The 17,050-nt window shown below is 72.1% G+C and carries 18 protein-coding genes and 1 pseudogene; 3 read left to right on the top strand and 16 right to left on the bottom strand.

The features are described 5' to 3' along the window. Nucleotides 1-50: 50 nt before the first annotated feature. The 4 genes from AC2EAQ_RS17435 to AC2EAQ_RS17420 all read right to left on the bottom strand — a co-directional run bounded on the left by AC2EAQ_RS17435 (nucleotide 51) and on the right by AC2EAQ_RS17420 (nucleotide 3,218). Entirely contained in the window at nucleotides 51-1,478 is a 1,428-nt protein-coding gene (locus AC2EAQ_RS17435; protein WP_484645708.1) for a coniferyl aldehyde dehydrogenase, read from the bottom strand. Between the two features lie 10 nt (nucleotides 1,479-1,488). After that, nucleotides 1,489-1,698, bottom strand: coding sequence for a DUF1289 domain-containing protein (locus tag AC2EAQ_RS17430; protein ID WP_484645707.1), 210 nt, complete (start codon nucleotides 1,696-1,698; stop codon nucleotides 1,489-1,491). A 72-nt stretch (nucleotides 1,699-1,770) separates the two neighbouring features. Beyond that, nucleotides 1,771-2,292, bottom strand: a complete 522-nt coding sequence (locus tag AC2EAQ_RS17425) for a YbaK/EbsC family protein (RefSeq protein WP_484645706.1) — start codon at nucleotides 2,290-2,292, stop codon at nucleotides 1,771-1,773. Continuing rightward, a complete protein-coding gene (locus AC2EAQ_RS17420) occupies nucleotides 2,289-3,218 on the bottom strand; it encodes a hydroxymethylglutaryl-CoA lyase (RefSeq protein ID WP_484645705.1) in 930 nt (309 codons plus the stop codon). Before AC2EAQ_RS17420 ends, AC2EAQ_RS17425 begins: the two co-directional genes overlap by 4 nt. A 118-nt stretch (nucleotides 3,219-3,336) precedes the next feature. On the opposite strand from AC2EAQ_RS17420, the gene AC2EAQ_RS17415 reads away from it, so the two are divergent. Then, complete coding sequence (locus tag AC2EAQ_RS17415; protein ID WP_484645704.1) at nucleotides 3,337-3,723, top strand: hypothetical protein; 387 nt, start codon at nucleotides 3,337-3,339, stop codon at nucleotides 3,721-3,723. Nucleotides 3,724-3,736: 13 nt separating this feature from the next. On the opposite strand, the gene AC2EAQ_RS17410 is transcribed toward AC2EAQ_RS17415, so the two are convergent. The 6 genes from AC2EAQ_RS17410 to AC2EAQ_RS17385 are packed head-to-tail and all read right to left on the bottom strand — an operon-like array spanning nucleotide 3,737 to nucleotide 10,270. After that, entirely contained in the window at nucleotides 3,737-5,740 is a 2,004-nt protein-coding gene (locus AC2EAQ_RS17410) for an acetyl/propionyl/methylcrotonyl-CoA carboxylase subunit alpha (protein WP_484645703.1), read from the bottom strand. Between the two features lies 1 nt (nucleotide 5,741). After that, nucleotides 5,742-6,389: a DUF4126 domain-containing protein gene (locus AC2EAQ_RS17405; protein ID WP_484645702.1), complete on the bottom strand. Its 648-nt coding sequence runs from the start codon at nucleotides 6,387-6,389 to the stop codon at nucleotides 5,742-5,744. Between the two features lie 3 nt (nucleotides 6,390-6,392). Next, entirely contained in the window at nucleotides 6,393-7,184 is a 792-nt protein-coding gene (locus AC2EAQ_RS17400; protein ID WP_484645701.1) for an enoyl-CoA hydratase/isomerase family protein, read from the bottom strand. Nucleotides 7,185-7,188: 4 nt separating this feature from the next. Beyond that, nucleotides 7,189-8,064, bottom strand: coding sequence for a dienelactone hydrolase family protein (locus AC2EAQ_RS17395; RefSeq protein WP_484645700.1), 876 nt, complete (start codon nucleotides 8,062-8,064; stop codon nucleotides 7,189-7,191). Then, nucleotides 8,061-8,663, bottom strand: a complete 603-nt coding sequence (locus AC2EAQ_RS17390; RefSeq protein WP_484645699.1) for a GNAT family N-acetyltransferase — start codon at nucleotides 8,661-8,663, stop codon at nucleotides 8,061-8,063. Before AC2EAQ_RS17390 ends, AC2EAQ_RS17395 begins: the two co-directional genes overlap by 4 nt. After that, the gene (locus tag AC2EAQ_RS17385) at nucleotides 8,663-10,270 is read right to left on the bottom strand and encodes a carboxyl transferase domain-containing protein (RefSeq protein ID WP_484645698.1); all 1,608 of its coding nucleotides are present in this window, start codon (nucleotides 10,268-10,270) and stop codon (nucleotides 8,663-8,665) included. Before AC2EAQ_RS17385 ends, AC2EAQ_RS17390 begins: the two co-directional genes overlap by 1 nt. A gap of 174 nt (nucleotides 10,271-10,444) precedes the next feature. Between AC2EAQ_RS17385 and AC2EAQ_RS17380 the strand changes: the two are divergent. Together AC2EAQ_RS17380 and AC2EAQ_RS17375 are read left to right on the top strand one after the other, a co-directional pair. Beyond that, a pseudogene (locus AC2EAQ_RS17380) lies at nucleotides 10,445-10,591 on the top strand (type II 3-dehydroquinate dehydratase); the annotation flags it as partial. Between the two features lie 28 nt (nucleotides 10,592-10,619). After that, on the top strand, nucleotides 10,620-11,369 hold the full coding sequence (locus AC2EAQ_RS17375; RefSeq protein ID WP_484645697.1) for an SDR family NAD(P)-dependent oxidoreductase: 750 nt from the start codon (nucleotides 10,620-10,622) through the stop codon (nucleotides 11,367-11,369). A gap of 28 nt (nucleotides 11,370-11,397) precedes the next feature. On the opposite strand, the gene AC2EAQ_RS17370 is transcribed toward AC2EAQ_RS17375, so the two are convergent. The 6 genes from AC2EAQ_RS17370 to AC2EAQ_RS17345 all read right to left on the bottom strand — a co-directional run bounded on the left by AC2EAQ_RS17370 (nucleotide 11,398) and on the right by AC2EAQ_RS17345 (nucleotide 16,908). Then, nucleotides 11,398-11,793, bottom strand: a complete 396-nt coding sequence (locus AC2EAQ_RS17370; RefSeq protein ID WP_484645696.1) for a rhodanese-like domain-containing protein — start codon at nucleotides 11,791-11,793, stop codon at nucleotides 11,398-11,400. Between the two features lie 18 nt (nucleotides 11,794-11,811). Next, nucleotides 11,812-12,435, bottom strand: a complete 624-nt coding sequence (locus AC2EAQ_RS17365; protein WP_484645695.1) for a 2-hydroxychromene-2-carboxylate isomerase — start codon at nucleotides 12,433-12,435, stop codon at nucleotides 11,812-11,814. Nucleotides 12,436-12,458: 23 nt separating this feature from the next. After that, a complete protein-coding gene (locus AC2EAQ_RS17360) occupies nucleotides 12,459-13,916 on the bottom strand; it encodes a TrkH family potassium uptake protein (RefSeq protein ID WP_484645694.1) in 1,458 nt (485 codons plus the stop codon). 10 nt (nucleotides 13,917-13,926) lie between these two features. Then, nucleotides 13,927-15,366 (bottom strand): Trk system potassium transporter TrkA, encoded by a 1,440-nt coding sequence (gene trkA, locus AC2EAQ_RS17355; RefSeq protein ID WP_484645693.1) that lies wholly within the window; start codon nucleotides 15,364-15,366, stop codon nucleotides 13,927-13,929. Nucleotides 15,367-15,455: 89 nt separating this feature from the next. Then, on the bottom strand, nucleotides 15,456-16,424 hold the full coding sequence (locus AC2EAQ_RS17350; RefSeq protein ID WP_484645692.1) for a TerC family protein: 969 nt from the start codon (nucleotides 16,422-16,424) through the stop codon (nucleotides 15,456-15,458). A gap of 247 nt (nucleotides 16,425-16,671) precedes the next feature. Continuing rightward, a complete protein-coding gene (locus tag AC2EAQ_RS17345; protein WP_484645691.1) occupies nucleotides 16,672-16,908 on the bottom strand; it encodes a hypothetical protein in 237 nt (78 codons plus the stop codon). Nucleotides 16,909-17,050: the final 142 nt, after the last annotated feature.

Raw genomic sequence — 17,050 nt, 5'->3', positions numbered from 1 at the left:
GCGGATGGTAGAGGCCGCAGTGCGGTTGCGGCCGTGAGGCCGGGCCGCGCTCAGCGCGTCAGGAACGCCAGCACGCGGTCGGCCAGCTTGCCGTAGGGCGGGCGCATCAGCGACAGGCTCGACCAGCGCGCCTGGTGGAACACCGGCCGCATCTTGGAGAAGGTCTCGAAGCCCTCGCGGCCGTGGTAGTGGCCCATGCCCGACGGCCCGACGCCGCCGAAGGGCAGGTCGTGCTGGCCGACATGGAACAGCGCGTCGTTGACCGACACGCCACCGCTCATCACCCGGTCGAGCAGGCTCGACAGCGTGGCGCGGTCGTGCGTGAAGGGGTAGAAGGCGAGCGGCCGCGGCCCGTCGTTGATGCGGTCGACCACCGCGTCGAGCCGGTCGTAGGGCAGCACCGGCAGCACCGGGCCGAAGATCTCGCGCTGCATCAGCTCGCAGTCGTCCGGCGCGTCGAGCAGCAGGTGCGGCGCGATCTTGCGCGTGGCCGCGTCGTGCGGCGGGCCGTCCGGCAGCAGGTTCACCAGCGTGGCGCCGCGCGCGCGCGCCTCGTCCATCGCGCGCACGAGGCGGTCGAACGCGCGCGCGTCGATGATCGAGGTGTAGTCGGGCGAGTCCAGCCGCTGCAGGCTCGCCGGCACGATCTGCTGCGCCAGCTGCACGAAGGCCGGCACCTGCGCCCGCGGCAGGAAGACATGGTCCACCGTGGTGCAGATCTGGCCGGCGTTGAGGCACTTGACGAACAGGATGCGCTCGGCGGCCGTGCGCAGCGGGGCGAAGTCCTCGCAGACCAGGGCCGGCGCCTTGCCGCCGAGTTCCAGCGTCACCGGGCACAGGTTCTGCGCCGCGGCGGCCATCACCGCGCGCCCGGTGGCGCCCGAGCCGGTGAACAGCAGGTGGTCGAACGGCAGCTTCGAGAACTCGACGCCCACGCCGCCGGTCTCGTCGAACACCGCCAGCCGGTCGGCCGGCAGGTACGCCGGCAGCTTCTCGATCATCAGCGCGGCCAGGCGGCGCGAGTTTTCGCTCATCTTCACCATCGCCCGGTTGCCCGCGGCCAGCACGTAGGCCAGCGGCAGCAGGCTCAGGTTGAGCGGGAAGTTCCACGGCACGATGACGCCCACCACGCCCAGCGGCTGCGGCACCACGCGGTTGCGGGCGCCGAAGAAGTTGCGCCAGTCCACCGGCCGGCGCTGCGGCCGCGACCACGCGTCGAGGTGACGCAGCGCATGGTCGATGCCGTCGAGCACCGGGAACACCTCGGCCAGCAGCGTCTCGTGGCGCGAGCGGTGGCCGTAGTCGGCGCTGATCGCGTCGCACAGCGCCTCGCGGTGGTCGCGCACGAAGGCCTGCAGCGCGCGCAGGTGGCGCCGGCGCTCGGCCAGCGCGGGCACGGGGTCGGCCCGGTAGGCCTGGCGCTGCGCCGCCAGGGCGGCCTGCAGCATCGCGCGGGAAGCGTCGGCGGTGTCGGTCATGCCGCGATGATCAGGCCGGCGGACGCGGGTCGGGCGGCCCCTCGGCTAGGGAACCCAACCCAGCCAGGCGTTCGGGCAGCAGGGCCCAGACGGTGCGCTTGTCGTCGTCGTCGAGCACCGACCACAGTGCGATCTCGTCGAGCGTGCGGCCGCAGCCGACGCACAGGCCGCTGGGCTCGTGCATCCGGCAGATGTTGCGGCAGGGGCTGGCGACGGTCACGCACGGGGCTCGGGGACGGGATGCCGGATGGTCCCACAGTCCGCCCGCCCTGGGGCCCCAGCGGGCATCGCCTCAGCCCGGCGGCTGCGTCACGTCGGCCACCGGGGCGCCGCCGGTCAGGGCCTCGAGGTCGGCCGGCGCCAGCGCGAACACGCCGTTGGGGTGCCCGGCCGCCGCCCACACGGTGTCGAAGCGGAACAGTTCGCGGTCGATCAGCGTGACCGGCGGCTCGGCATGCGCCAGCGGCGCCACGCCGCCGATGGAAAAGCCGGTGCGCGCCTTGACGAAGTCGGCGTCGGCGCGGCCGAGCGTGCCGCCGCTGTCGCGGCAGGCCAGCGCCACCACCTTCTTCTCGTCGACGCGGCGGTCGCCGGACGTGACGACCAGTACCGCGCGGTCGTCGGCCTTGCGCCGGAAGATCACGCTCTTGGCGATCTGGCCCAGCGCCACGCCGAGCGCGTCGGCCGCCTCCTGCGAGGTGCGCGCGCTGACGTCGAGCCAGCGCGGCGCGTGCGGATGGCCGCGCGCGGCCAGGGCCGCCTGCACGCGGCGAAAGCCTTCCGGGCGCTCGTCCCCGGGCAGCGGCGCCGTCATGCGGCGGCGGTCGCGGCCTTCTCGCGCCGCGCCAGCAGCGCCTTGCCGGCGCGCGACACCGGCGGGCGGCCGAGCACGCCGGAGATGAACGCCCCGGCGTCGACCAGCGCTTCCAGGTCGAGCCCGGTGTCGATGCCCAGGCCCTGCAGCATGAACACCACGTCCTCGGTGGCCACGTTGCCGGTGGCGCCCTTGGCATACGGGCAGCCGCCGAGCCCGGCGATGCTGGTGTCGAAGACGTGGATGCCCAGTTCGAGGCTGGCGTAGATGTTGGCCAGCGCCTGGCCGTAGGTGTCGTGGAAGTGGCCGCTGACCTCGTGCAGCGGGTAGTGCTTCAGCGCCCGCTCCAGCGCGGCCTGCACGCGGCCCGGCGTGCCCACGCCGATGGTGTCGGCAATGCCCACGTGCTGCACCCCGATGCCCTTCATCAGGCGCACCACGCGCTCGACGTCGTCCAGTGCCACCTCGCCCTGGTAGGGGCAGCCGAGGGCGCAGCTGACCGCGCCACGCACCCTGAGGCCGGCCGCGAGCGCCCCCTCGACCACGGGGCGGAAGCGCTCGATGCTCTCGTCGATGCCGCAGTTGATGTTGCGGCGGCTGAACGCCTCGCTGGCGGCGCCGAACACCACCACCTCGTCGGGCCGCGTCGGCAGCGCCGCCTCCAGGCCCTTGAGGTTGGGCACCAGCACGCTGTAGCGCACGCCCGGCGCGCGCTGCACGGCCGCCATCACCGCAGCGTTGTCGGCCATCTGCGGCACCCACTTGGGCGACACGAAGCTGGTGACCTCGATCTCGCGCAGCCCGGCGGCCTGCAGGCGGTGCACCAGGGCCACCTTGTCGGCGGTGGCCACGGTGCCCTTCTCGTTCTGCAGGCCGTCGCGCGGGCCGACGTCGACGATCGTGACGCGGGAAGGCAGCGTGCTCATCGTGACGGAATCCTCGCTTGTTTCAGAAGGCCAATGTAACGGAGCTCCGGTGCCCGCAAGCGGGGGATGGCGGGCGCGGACGCGGGCCCCAACACTCCGTCTCACTCAGGGAGTTCCCATGGACCCACGCACCGTCATCGCCCAGCGCATCGACCTGAAACTCAGGCACATGCTCGGCACGGGCGTGGACGCCCGGCGCACGCTCGACGACGAACGATACGCTCGCGACGTGCTGCTGGTGTGCGACGCGATGGTCGACACCGACCTGCCGCTGCTGGCGCGCCAGTTCCGCGCCGCCGGCAAGCTGTATGCGAAGGAACAGCAGGCCGCGCGCCTGCAGGCCACCGGGCAGCACCCCGGCCCGGCGCAGGACTGGGCCGGCGACACGTCGGGCTTCGGCGTCAGCCGGCCGCTGCCGGCGACGGGCGCGGCAGCGCGCCGCGCCGACGACGAACGCGACGCGAAGCCGTCGTGGTTCTCGCCCAGCCGCTGGCTCGGCCACTGAGCACCGCGCGGGTTCAGTCGCGCGCGGCCAGGCGCAGCAGCTCGGCGCCCTCGGCCACCTGGTCGCCCACGCCGTAGAGCAGCTCGGCCACCGTGCCGTCGCGCGGCGCGGCGATGGTGTGTTCCATCTTCATCGCCTCCATCACGGCCAGCGCCTGGCCAGCCTTGACCGTGTCGCCCGGCCGGGCCAGGAACGAGACCACCTTGCCCGGCATCGGCGCGGTCAGGCGCCCTTCCGCGGCGCCCTCGCCGGCATGGGCCAGGGCGTCCACCTCCTGCAGCGACAGCGTGCCCTCGGGCGCGAACACCGTGATGCGCTCGCCCTCGGCATAGACGGCCAGCGTCCAGCGCCGGTCGCCCAGCTGCACGTCGTGGCGGTCGGCGCCGAGCGCGCGCACCGACAGCGGCCAGCGCGCGTCGCCCGCGATCAGCGTCAGCGCGCCGTCGTGCAGCCGCTGCAAGGACACGGCGTGGCGCGTGCCGGCCACGTCGAGGTCGAAGCGCCGCGTGGCGGCACCATGCAGGCGCCAGCCGTCGCGCCGCGACCAGGGGTCGGCGTCCTGCTGCGCCGCCTCGAGCGCCAGCTCGCGCGCCACCACGCCGGCGGCCGCGCATTCCAGCGGCAGCGCCGCGGCCTCGAACAGCGCGGCGCGCTCGCGCTCGATCAGCGCGGTGTCGAGGTCGGCGGTGGCAAACGAGGCCGTGCCCAGCACGCGGCGCAGGAACGCCACGTTGGTGGCCAGCCCGACGATGTGCGTGCGCGCCAGCGCGGCGTCGAGCCGGGCCAGGGCCTGGGCCCGGGTCTCGCCCCAGACGATCAGCTTGGCGATCATCGAGTCGTAGTGCGGGCTGATCGCGTCGCCCTCGTCGAAGCCGCGGTCGATGCGCGGCAGCGAGTCGTGACGCTCGAAGCTCACGTGCTGCGGCCAGCGCGCCACGTGCAGCGTGCCGGTGGCCGGCAGGAAGCCGGCGTCGGGGTTCTCGGCGCACAGGCGCGCCTCGATCGCGTGGCCGCGCATCGCCAGCTGGGCCTGACTCACCGGCAGCGGCTGGCCGGCGGCCACGCGCAGCTGCCACTCCACGAGGTCGTGCCCGGTGATCGCCTCGGTGACGGGATGCTCCACCTGCAGCCGCGTGTTCATCTCCATGAAGTAGGCGCGGATGTCGCCGTCGTCCAGCTCCTCGGCGACGAACTCCACCGTGCCGGCACCCACATAGCCCACGGCGCGCGCCGCCGCCACCGCGGCCTCGCCCATCTGGCGCCGCCGCGCGTCGCTCATGCCGGGCGCGGGCGCCTCCTCCAGCACCTTCTGGTGGCGCCGCTGCACCGAGCAGTCGCGCTCGAACAGGTAGACGCACTGGCCGTGGGTGTCGGCGAAGACCTGGATCTCGATGTGCCGCGGCCGGGTGACGTAGCGCTCGACCAGCACGTGGTCGTCGCCGAAGCTGGCGCGCGCCTCGCGCTGGCACGACGCCAGCGCGGCGGCAAAGTCCTCGGCGCGGTCGACGCGGCGCATGCCCTTGCCGCCGCCGCCGGCGCTGGCCTTGATCAGCACCGGGTAGCCGATGCGTTGCGCCTCCCGCGCCAGCAGCGCCGGGTCGTTGTCCTGGCCGTGGTAGCCGGGCACCAGCGGCACGCCGGCCTTTTCCATCAGCGACTTGGCCGCGGCCTTGCTGCCCATGGCCGCGATGGCCGCCGGCGGCGGGCCGATGAACACCACGCCCGCCTTCGCGCAGGCCTCGGCGAAGGCCTCGTTCTCGGACAGGAAGCCGTAGCCCGGATGCACCGCCTGCGCGCCCGTGGCGCGCGCGGCCTCGAGGATGCGCTCCCAGCGCAGGTAGCTGTCGGCCGGCGCACTGCCGCCGATGTGCACCGCCTCGTCGCAGGCCTGCACATGGCGCGCGTCGGCGTCGGCGTCGGAGTACACGGCCACGGTGCGCACGCCCAGGCGGCGCGCGGTGGCCGCGACGCGGCAGGCGATCTCGCCACGGTTGGCGATCAGGATCTTCTTGAACACGTCAGGTCCTCCCCATCGGGGCGTTGTCGGGCTGCGCAGGCGCGAAGTGACCGCGCAGGCGGCGTCCGAGCCCGCGCAGGAAACGGAACAGCAGCGCGATGGCCGCCACCATCACCACCAGCATCAGCGCCAGGGCGACGAAGAACCACGCCGGGTGCTCCCAGGCCAGCCACAGCATGCCCGGCACCAGCGCGTCGCCGGCCAGCGACAGCAGCCAGTTCGAGAACGGCTCGGGCGAGGTGTTCACCGCCGCGCGCGTGGTGGTCTTGGCGGTGTGCGCAGTGGCCGCCAGCGTGCCACCCAGCAGCGCGGCCACGGCGGCCCAGGTGGCCTGGTCGCCGCCGAACACGCCCCACGCCAGCGCGGCGCCGGCCGGGATGCGGATGAAGGTGTGCACCGTGTCCCACAGGGAGTCGACCCAGGGCACCTTGTCGGCGGCGAACTCCACCAGCAGCAGCGCGCCACTGGCCCACAGCATGGCGGGCTGCTGCAGCACCTGCAGTCCCTGGGGCAGTGGCACCCAGCCCAGGTGACCGGCCAGGCCGGTGAGGAACACCACCGCGTACAGGCGCAGCCCGCTGGCCCAGCCGAGCGCGGCGGCCAGCGCGATCAGGTGCGTGGTGTCGATGGCGGCGGGCAGCGGCGGCATGGTTCAGTCCGCGCGCGGCAGCCAGGCCGGCGTGCGCTTGCCGAGGAAGCTCTGCACGCCCTCGCGGCCCTCGTCGCTGGCGCGGATGTCGGCGATGCGGCGCGCGGTGTCGGCGCGCAGGGCCGCGTCGATCGGCCGGCCCGCCACGTCCTTGACGAGCTGCTTGCAGGCCTTGACCGCCGCCGGGCCGTTGGCCACCAGCGCGGTCACCACCTCGGCCACGCGGGCGTCGAGTGCGTCGGCAGCCACCACCTCGTGCACGAAGCCCATCGCCTGCGCCTGCGCCGCGCTGAAGCGCTCGGCGGTGACGAAGTAGCGCCGCGCCGCCTGCTCGCCCATCGCACGCACCACGTAGGGGCCGATGGTGGCGGGCAGCAGCCCGAGGCGCGCCTCGGACAGGCAGAACTGCACGCCGTCGGCGGCCAGCAGCACGTCGCACACGGCGGCCAGGCCCACGCCGCCGGCATAGCAGTCGCCCTGCACACGGCCCACCACCGGCAGCGGGCACGAATACACGGTCCACAGCATGTCGGCCAGCGCCTGCGCGTCGGCGCGGTTCTGCTCCCAGGTGTAGTCGGCCATCGCACGCATCCAGCCCAGGTCGGCGCCGGCGCAGAAGGCCTTGCCGTGGCCGCCGAGCACGATGACGCGCAGCGTGGGGTCGGCGCCGAGCGTGCGGAAGGCCTGCGTCAGCTCGGCGATCACGCCGTCGTTGAAGGCGTTGCGCACCTCGGGGCGGTTCAGCCACACCTGCGCCACGTGCGGCGAGGGACGTCGGATGTCGAGCGTGGTCATGGCCTCACTCCTTCACGCCGAAGCCCTGGCGGCGCAGGAACTCGGCCACCACCGGCTGCCAGGCCTCGGGAAAGCGCGTGAACAACGCATGGCCGTCGTCGCCATGCGGCGGCAGCTGGCGGAACTCGCCCACGCCGCCCGCCGCCTTGTAGGCCGCGAACCATTGGCGCGGCAGCTCGGGCCCGAAGAACATGTCGTTCTCGGTGTAGACCCACAGCATCGGCATGCGCGCCGTCTGGCCGTACCCGGCGAACAGCCGCTCCAGCTGGGGCGTGCCACAGGGCTGCTGCGGCTGGGTCTTGGGGTTGCCCCCGCCGCCGCCGGCGAAGTTGATCGCGGCCACCACGCCGGGCGGCGACTGGGCCGCCAGCGCGACGGCCACCACACCGCCGAAGGACTGCCCCATCACCACGGTGCGATCGGGCAGCACGTCCGGGCGCGCCCGCATGGCCTGCAGCACGGCCAGCGACTGCTCGACGGCCACCGCATAGCCCGGCTCGTAACGCTTGGCCTGGCAGGCACCGGTGAACTCCAGGTCCTCGCCACCGGTGACGCCATAGCCGATGCGGGTGGGCACGGCAACGACGAAGCCCTGCGATGCCAGCCACCGCGACGCCTCGCCATAGCGCGCGCGGCCCATCCGGGCCCGATCGGCCGCTTCGGCGGCCCGACCGTGATTGAGCAGCAGCAACGGGCGCGGCGCCGGCCTCGCGTCATCGAGAAACACGGTCACCTTGATGGGTTGGTCGAACACCTTGCCGTACGCATCCGTCACCCGCACCGGCAGGTCGAACTGCTGCTCGACCAGGCGCGCCCACGCCGTGCCGGCGACCCACAGGCTCAACACCACCGCTGCGACGATGCGGCGCGACGCGCTCACGGCAAGGTCTCCGGTGCCGCGGCCGCCAGACCGTCGGCCAGGACTTCGAGGTGCGCGGCGTCGTCCGCGCGCGGCATGGCGCCGGACAGCGGCTTGACGAGGATCAGGCTGCGGTAGCGCTTGCCCGCCCACTGCGCGGTGTCGACCTCGGTGTAGCCGAGGCGGGCGTAGCGCGCGCGCAGGTGGTGGGCCGGCTCGGCGGTGTCCAGCGCGATGGCCCGGTAGCCCCGCACGCGGGCCCAGTCCTCGCAGGCGGCGACGAGCCGGTCACCCAGGCCGCGGCCCTGGCAGGCCGGGTCCACCGCGAGCTGGTGCAGGTGCGCCAGGTCGCGCCGCCGGTACCACGGGCTCATCAGCGCCCCGGGCGTGCGCTGCGGGTCGAACGGCCCGGCCACGACGACGCAGCCCACCAGTGCACCGCCATCGTCGAGCACGAAGCCCTGCCCGCTGGCGAAGCGCTGGCGCGTGGTGTCCACGGACTGGTCCACCGCGGTGAAGTTCAGGCCCATGGCACCCAGCCGCGCGTAGGCGCGGTGCAGCAGGGCCGTGAGCGCCTCGAGCGAGTCGTCCGGCGCCAGGGGACGCAGACGCGGCGCCATCACATGCGGAACACGCCGAACCTCGTGTCCGGGATCGGCGCGTTGAGGCTGGCCGACAGTGCCAGCGCGAGCACGCGGCGGGTGTCGGCCGGGTCGATCACGCCGTCGTCCCACAGGCGCGCGCTGGCGTAGTACGGGTGCGCCTGGTGCTCGAACTGCTCCAGGATCGGGCGCTTGAAGGCGGCCTCCTCGTCGGCGCTCCACGTGCCGCCCTTGGCCTCGATGCCGTCGCGGCGCACGGTGGCCAGCACGCTGGCGGCCTGCTCGCCGCCCATGACGCTGATGCGCGCGTTGGGCCACATCCACAGCAGGCGCGGCGAATAGGCGCGGCCGCACATGCCGTAGTTGCCGGCACCGAAGCTGCCGCCGATGATCACGGTGAACTTGGGCACGGCCACGGTGGACACCGCGGTGACCATCTTGGCTCCGTGCTTGGCGATGCCCTCGTTCTCGTACTTGCGGCCGACCATGAAGCCGGTGATGTTCTGCAGGAACACCAGCGGCACCTTGCGCTGGCCGCACAGCTCGATGAAGTGCGCGCCCTTGAGGGCGCTCTCGCCGAACAGGATGCCGTTGTTGGCCACGATGCCCACCGGCATGCCCTCGATGTGGGCGAAGCCGGTGACGAGCGTGGTGCCGTAGCGGGCCTTGAACTCGTCGAACTCGCTGGCGTCGACGATGCGGGCGATGATCTCGCGCACGTCGAAGGGCTTGCGCGTGTCGGTGGGGATGATGCCGTGCAGCTCGTCGGCGGCGTACAGCGGCGCGCGCGGCGGCACGAGGCGCTGGCCGTGCTGCTTGGTCCAGTTCAGGCGCGCGACCGCGGCCCGCGCGAGCGCCAGTGCATGGGTGTCGTCCTGCGCCAGGTGGTCGGCCACGCCGGACAGGCGGGTGTGCACGTCGCCGCCGCCGAGGTCCTCGGCGCTGACCACCTCGCCAGTGGCGGCCTTCACCAGCGGCGGGCCGCCGAGGAAGATCGTGCCCTGCTCCTTGACGATGATCGACTCGTCGCTCATCGCGGGCATGTAGGCGCCGCCGGCGGTGCACGAGCCCATCACCACCGCGATCTGCGGGATGCCCTGCGCGCTCATCTGCGCCTGGTTGAAGAAGATGCGGCCGAAGTGGTCGCGGTCGGGGAACACCTCGTCCTGGTTCGGCAGGTTGGCGCCGCCCGAGTCCACGAGGTAGATGCAGGGCAGGCGGTTCTGCTGCGCGATCTCCTGCGCGCGCAGGTGCTTCTTGACCGTCATCGGGTAGTAGGTGCCGCCCTTCACGGTGGCGTCGTTGCACACCACCATGCACTCGACGCCGCAGACGCGGCCGATGCCGGCGATCAGGCCGGCGCCGGGGGCGTCGTTGGCGTACATGTCCAGGGCGGCCAGCGGCGCCACTTCCAGGAAGGGCGTGTCCGGGTCGAGCAGCATCTCGACGCGGTCGCGCGGCAGCAGCTTGCCGCGCGCCAGGTGCTTGGCGCGCGGACCGTCGCCGCCGCCCTGGGCGATGCGCGCCAGCCTCGCGTTCAGATCGTCGACCAGGGCCCGCATCGCCGCCGCGTGCGCCTTGAAGTCCTCGGAGCGCGGATTGATCTTCGTGGCCAGGGCCGGCATGCCATCTCCTTTGCGTCGCGCCGGCTCGCCGGCCGGCGTCGATTGACGTTGACGTAAACGTCAATCGCGATCATACGGGCAGGCCCCGGCCGGGCGGCGGCGCGGCGGGCAGGCGCCCGTCCGTCCGATTTCGGCTACAAACGACGGGCCCGCCGACTTCGCCAACCGCCTGACGTGACACCCAGGATCTTCGTCCTCAACGGCCCCAACCTGAACCGGCTGGGCACGCGCGAACCGCACCTGTACGGCGCCGAGACGCTGGCGGACCTGCGCTCGCGCTGCGAGGCCCGGGCGCGGTCGCCCGGGCTGGCGCTGGACTGGATGGCCGCGCGCCTGGGCGGACCCCGCGGTGGCTGACGCCGGGCGCTTCGGGGGCCGCGTGGCCCTGCTGACCGGTGGCGCCTCGGGCATCGGGCTGGCGTCCGCCCGCCGCATGGTGGCCGAAGGCGCCCGCGTGGTGCTGTGGGACATCGACGCTGCCGCGCTCGAACGCGCGAGGGCGGAATTCGGCGACGCTGCGCTGTGCCAGCGCGTCGACGTGACGCGGGAGGACGAGGTCGAGTCGGCCCTGGCCGACGCGTTCGCCCGGCTCGGGCGGCTCGACATCGTCGTCAACAGCGCGGGCATCACCGGGCCGACAGAGCCCTTCTGGCAGCACACCACAGCCTCCTGGCGCCGCGTGCTCGACCTCAACCTCGACGCGGTGTTCTTCGTGTCGCGCGCCGCGGTGCCGCGCCTCGTGGCCAGCGGCGGCGGGCACATCGTCAACCTCGCCTCGATCGCCGGCAAGGAAGGCAACCGGCACCAGGCCGCCTACTCGGCGTCCAAGGCGGGCGTGATCGGCCTGACCAAGTCGATGGGCAAGGACCTCGTCGAGCAGAAGATCCTGGTCAACGCCGTGGCACCGGCGGCCATCGAGGGCGAGTTGATCAAGCAGATGCCGGCGTCGCAGCTGGACTTCGTGCGCGCCAAGATCCCGATGAACCGGCTGGGCCGCCTCGAGGAGGCCGCCGCCCTGGTGTGCTGGCTGGCCAGCGACGACTGCAGCTTCAACACCGGCGCGGTGTTCGACCTGTCGGGCGGCCGCGCGACCTACTGACCCGGCCCGGCCGCTGCCACCGGCCCGCTCAGCCCTTGGCGGGCTTTGCCGCCGTCGGCGCGCCCTTGGCCTTCCAGGCGGTGTAGCCGCCGTCGATGTGCGCCACCTTCGGCAGGCCCATGTCCTGCAGCGTCTTGGTGGCCAGCGCACTGCGCCAGCCGGCGGCGCAGAACAGCACGAACTGCTTGTCCTGGCCGAACACCGGCTTGTGGTACGGGCTCTCCGGGTCGACCCAGAACTCCAGCATGCCGCGCGGCGCATGGAAGGCGCCGGGCACGATGCCGTCGCGTTCGAGCTCGCGCACGTCGCGGATGTCGACGAACTGCACGTCGTCGCGGCCGTGCAGTTCCTGCGCTTCCTCGACGCTGTAGGTGCGGATGACCGACATCGCGTCGTCGACCATCGACTTGACCGTCTTTCTCATGCGTGGCGCCTCCCGGGGCTAGAGCACGGTGTGCTCGAAGTCGGCCTGGCCGCCGAGCCAGGCCTCGATCTGGGCCCGGCGGTCGTTGCCCCAGTAGGGCTCGCCGTCGACCATGAAGAAGGGCGCGCCGAACACGCCGGCGGCGATGGCGGCGTCGTTCTCGCGCCGCAGCCGGTCCTTCCAGACCGGGTCGGTGTAGGCCGCCTCGGCGTCGCTGGCGACGAGGCCGGCGCCAAGCAGCACGTCGCGCAGCACGAGCGCGTCGGACAAGTCCAGGCCCTGGGTGAAGTAGGCGCGCAGCCCGGCATGCGCCCAGGCCACGGCGCGCTCGGGCGACACGGTGTCGTGCAGCCACCAGAACACGCGCGCCGCGTTCTGCGTCGGGATCGGGAAGCGCGCCGGCATCACGTAGGGCAGGCCGGCGAAGCGCGCCGAGCGGCCGAAGTCGCGGATGGAGTATTCGCGCTTGAGCGGGTGCGCCACCGGGCTCTTCAGCTCGGCGGCCTGGAACGTGGCGCCCAGCAGGATGGCGTGCCAGCGAACGGCGCGGCCATGGCGCGCCGCCACGGCCTCCACCCACTCGCTGGCGATGTACGAATAGGGCGACGAGAAGTCGAACCAGAAGTCGATCGGAGGTCTCATGGGCGCACGATACTGCGACCGCCTCACTTGCGCCAGAACTGCGGCGTCAGCAGCACCAGCACCGACAGCAGCTCGAGCCGGCCCAGCAGCATGCCCAGCGTGCAGATCCAGGTCTGCAGGTCGGTGAGGCCCTTGAAGTTGACCGACGGCCCGACGTCGCCGAGACCGGGCCCGATGTTGTTGACGCTGGCGATCACGGCGGTGGCGGCGGTGATGGGCTCGAGCCCCGTGAACAGCATCGCCAGCGTCAGGCCGGCCAGGGTCATGCCGTAGATGACCATGAAGGCGATCACCGACGCCAGCACCTCCTGCGGCACTCTCGACCCGCCGAAGGTGACGGGCAGCACGGCGCGCGGGTGCACGATGCGCACCAGTTCGTGGCGGGCCTGCTTGATCAGCAGCAGCATGCGGATCATCTTGACGCCGCCGCTGGCCGAGCCGGCACAGCCGGCAAAGCAGCCCAGCAGGATCATCAGCATCGGCGCGAACACCGGCCACTGCGCGTAGTCGGTGGAGGCATAGCCGGTGGTGGTGGCCAGCGACACCACGTGGAAGGCCGTGTGGCGCAGCGCCTGACCGACGTCGGTGTAGGTCTCGTGGGCCACCAGGTACAGCGTGATCAGCACCGTGGTACCCACCAGCACCAGCAGGTAGGCGCGGGTCTCGCGGCAGCGCAGCAGGGCCCGCGGCGAGCGCTCGCGCCAGACCACGAAGTAGCGCGCGAAGTTCACGCCGGCGATCAGCATGAACACCACGGCCACGGCCTCGATGGCCGGCGAGTTCCAGTGGCCGATGCTGGCGTCGTAGGCCGAGAACCCGCCCAGGCCCATGGTGGTGCACATGTGCATGAAGGCGTCGGCCCAGCCCATGCCGGCCGCGCGATAGGCCAGCATGCAGGCCAGCGACAGCACGCCATACACCGTCCACAGGCCGCGCGCCGTCTCGGCGATGCGCGGCGTGAGCTTGGCGTCCTTCATCGGGCCGGGGATCTCGGCCTTGTAGAGCTGCGCGCCGCCCACGCCCAGCAGCGGCAGCACCGCCACCGCCATCACGACGACGCCGAGCCCGCCGATGAGCTGCAGGAAGCAGCGCCAGACGTTGATCGACAGCGGCAGCCGGTCCAGACCCTCGAAGGCCGTGCCGCCGGACGCGGTGAGCCCGGACATGGCCTCGAAGTAGGCGTCGGTCACGGACACGTCGGGCAGCGCCAGCAGCAGCGGCAGCATCGCGAACGCCGGCAGCACGGTCCAGATCAGGGCCACCAGCAGGAAGCCGTCGCGGGGCTGCAGCTCCCGCTTGTGGCGCCGGGTCAGCCACCACAGCGCCAGGCCGAAGGCCAGGGTGGTGAGGATGGAAACGCCATGCGCGGCCAGGGCCGCGTCGCGGCCGACCAGCGCGAAGCCCAGTGGCACCAGCATCGTCAGCCCGAACAGGGCGATCACGAAGCCCAGGATGGGCAGCAGCGGCAGCAGGCTGGTCATGCGCGCGGCGTCAGAAGAACGTGGCCGCCACCTGGAACAGCTTCTCGACCTCGCGCACCTGCTTGCGGTTGGGCATGAAGACGATCACGCGGTCGCCGGGCTGGATCACGGTGTCGTGGTGGGCGATGATCACCTCGGGCGCGGCATCGCCGCGCTTGTCGCCCAAGGCCAGGCCGTCGTCGTCGCGCGGGGCCAGGCCGCGCACGATGGCGCCGATCTGCGCACCGCGCGGCAGCCCCACCTCCTCGATGCGGCGGCCGGCCATGCGGCAGGAGCCGCGGTCGCCGCGCACCACCGCCTCCAGCGCCTCGGCGGCGCCGCGCCGCAGTGAGTGCACCGCCTCCACATCGCCGCGCCGCACGTAGGCCAGCAGCTCGCCGATCACCGCGTGCGCGGGCGACATCGCGATGTCGATCGTGGTGCCCTGCACCAGGTCCGCATAGGCCTTGCGGTTGATCAGCGCCAGCACGCGCCGCGCACCCATGCGCTTGGCCAGCAGGCAGGCCATGATGTTGTCCTCGTCGTCGCTGGTGAGCGCGAGGAACAGGTCCATGTCCTGCACGTTCTCGTCGCCCATCAGCTCCTCGTCGGTGCTGTCGCCGTGCAGGATGAGCATGTCCGACGGCAGCTGCGTGGCCAGGTAGTCGCAGCGGGCGCGGTTGGTCTCCAGGATCTTGATCTGCACCTCGCCCTGCAGCTGGCGCGCCAGGCGCAGGCCCACCTTGCCGCCGCCGGCGATCATGATGCGGCGCACCGGGCGGTCCATCCTGCGCAGCGCGCCCAGCACCTGGCGCAGCTGGTCGGTGGCCGCCAGCACGAAGACCTCGTCGCCGGGCTCGATACGGGTGGTGCCGGTCAGGTCCTGCAGCACCGCCTCCTGGCGGTAGATGGCCACGATACGCATCTGCGCGCCCGGCACCAGCTGGGGGATCTCGGCCAGGCTGTGCTGCACCAGCGGCCCGCCGGCCACGGCCCGCACGGCCACCAGGCTGAGCAGGCCGTCGGCGAACTCCAGCACCTGCAGCGCCTCGGGGTACTCGATCAGCTTGCGGATCGTGCGCGTGACCGACTCCTCCGGGCAGATCACCTCGTCGACCGCGAAACCGTTGCGGTCGAGGGTGAGCTCGGAGTCGCCCTGGAACTCGGGACTGCGGATCCGTGCGATGGTGGTGGGCACGTTGAACAGCTGCCGCGCCACCTTGCAGGCAACGAGGTTGGTCTCGTCCAGGGGCGCGCAGGCGATGAACAGGTCGGCGTCCTCGATACCGGCGTCGCGCAGCACCGAGGGCTGGATGCCGTTGCCCGCCACGCCCTTGATGTCGAGCCGGTCCTGCAGCACGGCCAGGCGGGCGGGGTCGGTGTCGACGACGGTGATGTCGTTCTGCTCCGAGGCCAGGCTCTCGGCCACGCTCTCGCCCACGCGGCCGGCACCGAGGATCAGGATGTTCATGCCGGCCGCATCTTACGCACATGCCCGCGCCCGGCGGCCTGGGCCACCGGGTCGCGGGCTGCGGGAACGGAGCGGCCCCGGGGCCGGCCTCAGGCCGGCGTCTGGTTCCGGATCTTGGGCGCCGTGCGCACGCTGATCACCATCGTGATCGCGAGGATCGCCACCACCACGCCCAGCGACACCGCCACCGGAATCTTGTAGACGTCGATCAGGACCATCTTGGTGCCGATGAAGACCAGGATCACCGCCAGACCGTAGTTCAGCAGGTGGAACTTGGTGGCCACCGCCTGCAGCAGGAAGAACATCGCGCGCAGGCCGAGGATGGCGAACACGTTGCTGGTGAGCACGATGAACGGGTCGCTCGTGATCGCGAAGATGGCCGGGATCGAGTCCACCGCGAAGATCACGTCGGTCAGGCCCACCATGCAGATCACCATCAGCAGCGGCGTGGCGATGCGCTTGCCGTTCTCCATGGTGAAGAACTTCTCACCGTCGAACGAGTTGCTCACGGGCATCACCTTCCGCAGCAGGCGCAGCGCCGGGTTCTCATCGAGCTTGGGCTCCTTGCCCGCGGCCCACCACATCTTGATGCCGGTGAGCACCAGGAAGGCGCCGAACACGTACAGCACCCAGTGGAACTGCGCCAGCAGCCAGCCGCCGATCAGGATCATCACCGTGCGCAGCACGATCGCGCCGATGATGCCGATCATCAGCACCCGCTTCTGGTACGCCGCCGGCACCGCGAAGTAGGTGAAGATCATCAGGAAGACGAAGATGTTGTCGACCGCGAGGCTCTTCTCGATCAGGTAGCCGGTGAGGAATTCGAGCGACTTCTCGTTGGCCACTTCCACCGAGCCGGTGGTGTCCCGCACGGCCCACCAGAACAGGCCGTTGAACACGAAGCTCAGGGCGATCCAGACCAGCGACCAGTTCAGCGCTTCCTTGACGGTGACCTCATGCGCGCCCTGCTTCTTGAGCACGACGAAGTCGACGAAGAGCGCCGCGAGCACGAACGCGACAAAGACGATCCACAGCCACAGGGGCGCAATGGTTTCCATGACCAGCCTTGCAAGAAAGGTGTTGCGAACACCTGCAAGGTCTGGCGAGCGGCGGGCAGGCACTGCACACCGGGCCGGGACCGACGGCACGCTGCGGCATGCCGTGTACTGACGATCCTGGCTGCCTTGCGGCGCATCGGGATGCGCTGCCGGGCTCGCTACTCCCCTTGAGGGATGCGGGACTTTAGCGGCCCGGTCAAGACCCCAGGAGTGCTGGGGATACCGGTGGGCGTCGCGCCCTGGCCGGTCAGGCGCGGCCGGAGCGGCGGCTGCGGGGCTGGAGCTTGTCCAGCTCGGCGAACTGCTGCTTGAGCAGCAGCATCAGCGCGCGGGCCTGGTCCACCGACAGGCGCAGGCTGCTGGCGGACGCGCCGTCGTCGCGTGCCGGCCGGGCCAGCACCAGGGCGTCGATGCCGATGTCGATCGCGCCCCGGTCGTGGCGCAGCGACTTCAGGCGCTGCACCTCGATGTCGTAGGTCTTCATGCGGGTCCTCGCGGCGGGTGGGGTGCGGCATTGTCCGCCCCCACCCGCGCCCGGCCCGCGCGGGCCGTGCTCAGGGCTCGAAGCTGATGCCGCCGACGATGACGAGGGTGGTCGGGTACAGGCCGCCGGCGGCCACGGTGAG

The organism is Aquabacterium sp. T101, assembly GCF_057219775.1.
The sequence above is the reverse complement of the archived record's forward strand: the minus strand, read 5'-3'. Positions and strand labels throughout refer to the sequence as shown.

Bases quoted from the DNA above. Each gene is read 5' to 3' on its own strand.
- AC2EAQ_RS17390 (WP_484645699.1), bottom strand. From the start codon at position 8,663: ATGGCGCCGCGTCTGCGTCCCCTGGCGCCGGACGACTCGCTCGAGGCG.
- AC2EAQ_RS17425 (WP_484645706.1), bottom strand. From the start codon at position 2,292: ATGACGGCGCCGCTGCCCGGGGACGAGCGCCCGGAAGGCTTTCGCCGC.
- AC2EAQ_RS17405 (WP_484645702.1), bottom strand. From the start codon at position 6,389: ATGCCGCCGCTGCCCGCCGCCATCGACACCACGCACCTGATCGCGCTG.
- AC2EAQ_RS17415 (WP_484645704.1), top strand. From the start codon at position 3,337: ATGGACCCACGCACCGTCATCGCCCAGCGCATCGACCTGAAACTCAGG.
- AC2EAQ_RS17360 (WP_484645694.1), bottom strand. From the start codon at position 13,916: ATGACCAGCCTGCTGCCGCTGCTGCCCATCCTGGGCTTCGTGATCGCC.
- trkA (WP_484645693.1), bottom strand. From the start codon at position 15,366: ATGAACATCCTGATCCTCGGTGCCGGCCGCGTGGGCGAGAGCGTGGCC.
- AC2EAQ_RS17350 (WP_484645692.1), bottom strand. From the start codon at position 16,424: ATGGAAACCATTGCGCCCCTGTGGCTGTGGATCGTCTTTGTCGCGTTC.
- AC2EAQ_RS17385 (WP_484645698.1), bottom strand. From the start codon at position 10,270: ATGCCGGCCCTGGCCACGAAGATCAATCCGCGCTCCGAGGACTTCAAG.
- AC2EAQ_RS17400 (WP_484645701.1), bottom strand. From the start codon at position 7,184: ATGACCACGCTCGACATCCGACGTCCCTCGCCGCACGTGGCGCAGGTG.
- AC2EAQ_RS17365 (WP_484645695.1), bottom strand. From the start codon at position 12,435: ATGAGACCTCCGATCGACTTCTGGTTCGACTTCTCGTCGCCCTATTCG.
- AC2EAQ_RS17370 (WP_484645696.1), bottom strand. From the start codon at position 11,793: ATGAGAAAGACGGTCAAGTCGATGGTCGACGACGCGATGTCGGTCATC.
- AC2EAQ_RS17435 (WP_484645708.1), bottom strand. From the start codon at position 1,478: ATGACCGACACCGCCGACGCTTCCCGCGCGATGCTGCAGGCCGCCCTG.
- AC2EAQ_RS17345 (WP_484645691.1), bottom strand. From the start codon at position 16,908: ATGAAGACCTACGACATCGAGGTGCAGCGCCTGAAGTCGCTGCGCCAC.
- AC2EAQ_RS17420 (WP_484645705.1), bottom strand. From the start codon at position 3,218: ATGAGCACGCTGCCTTCCCGCGTCACGATCGTCGACGTCGGCCCGCGC.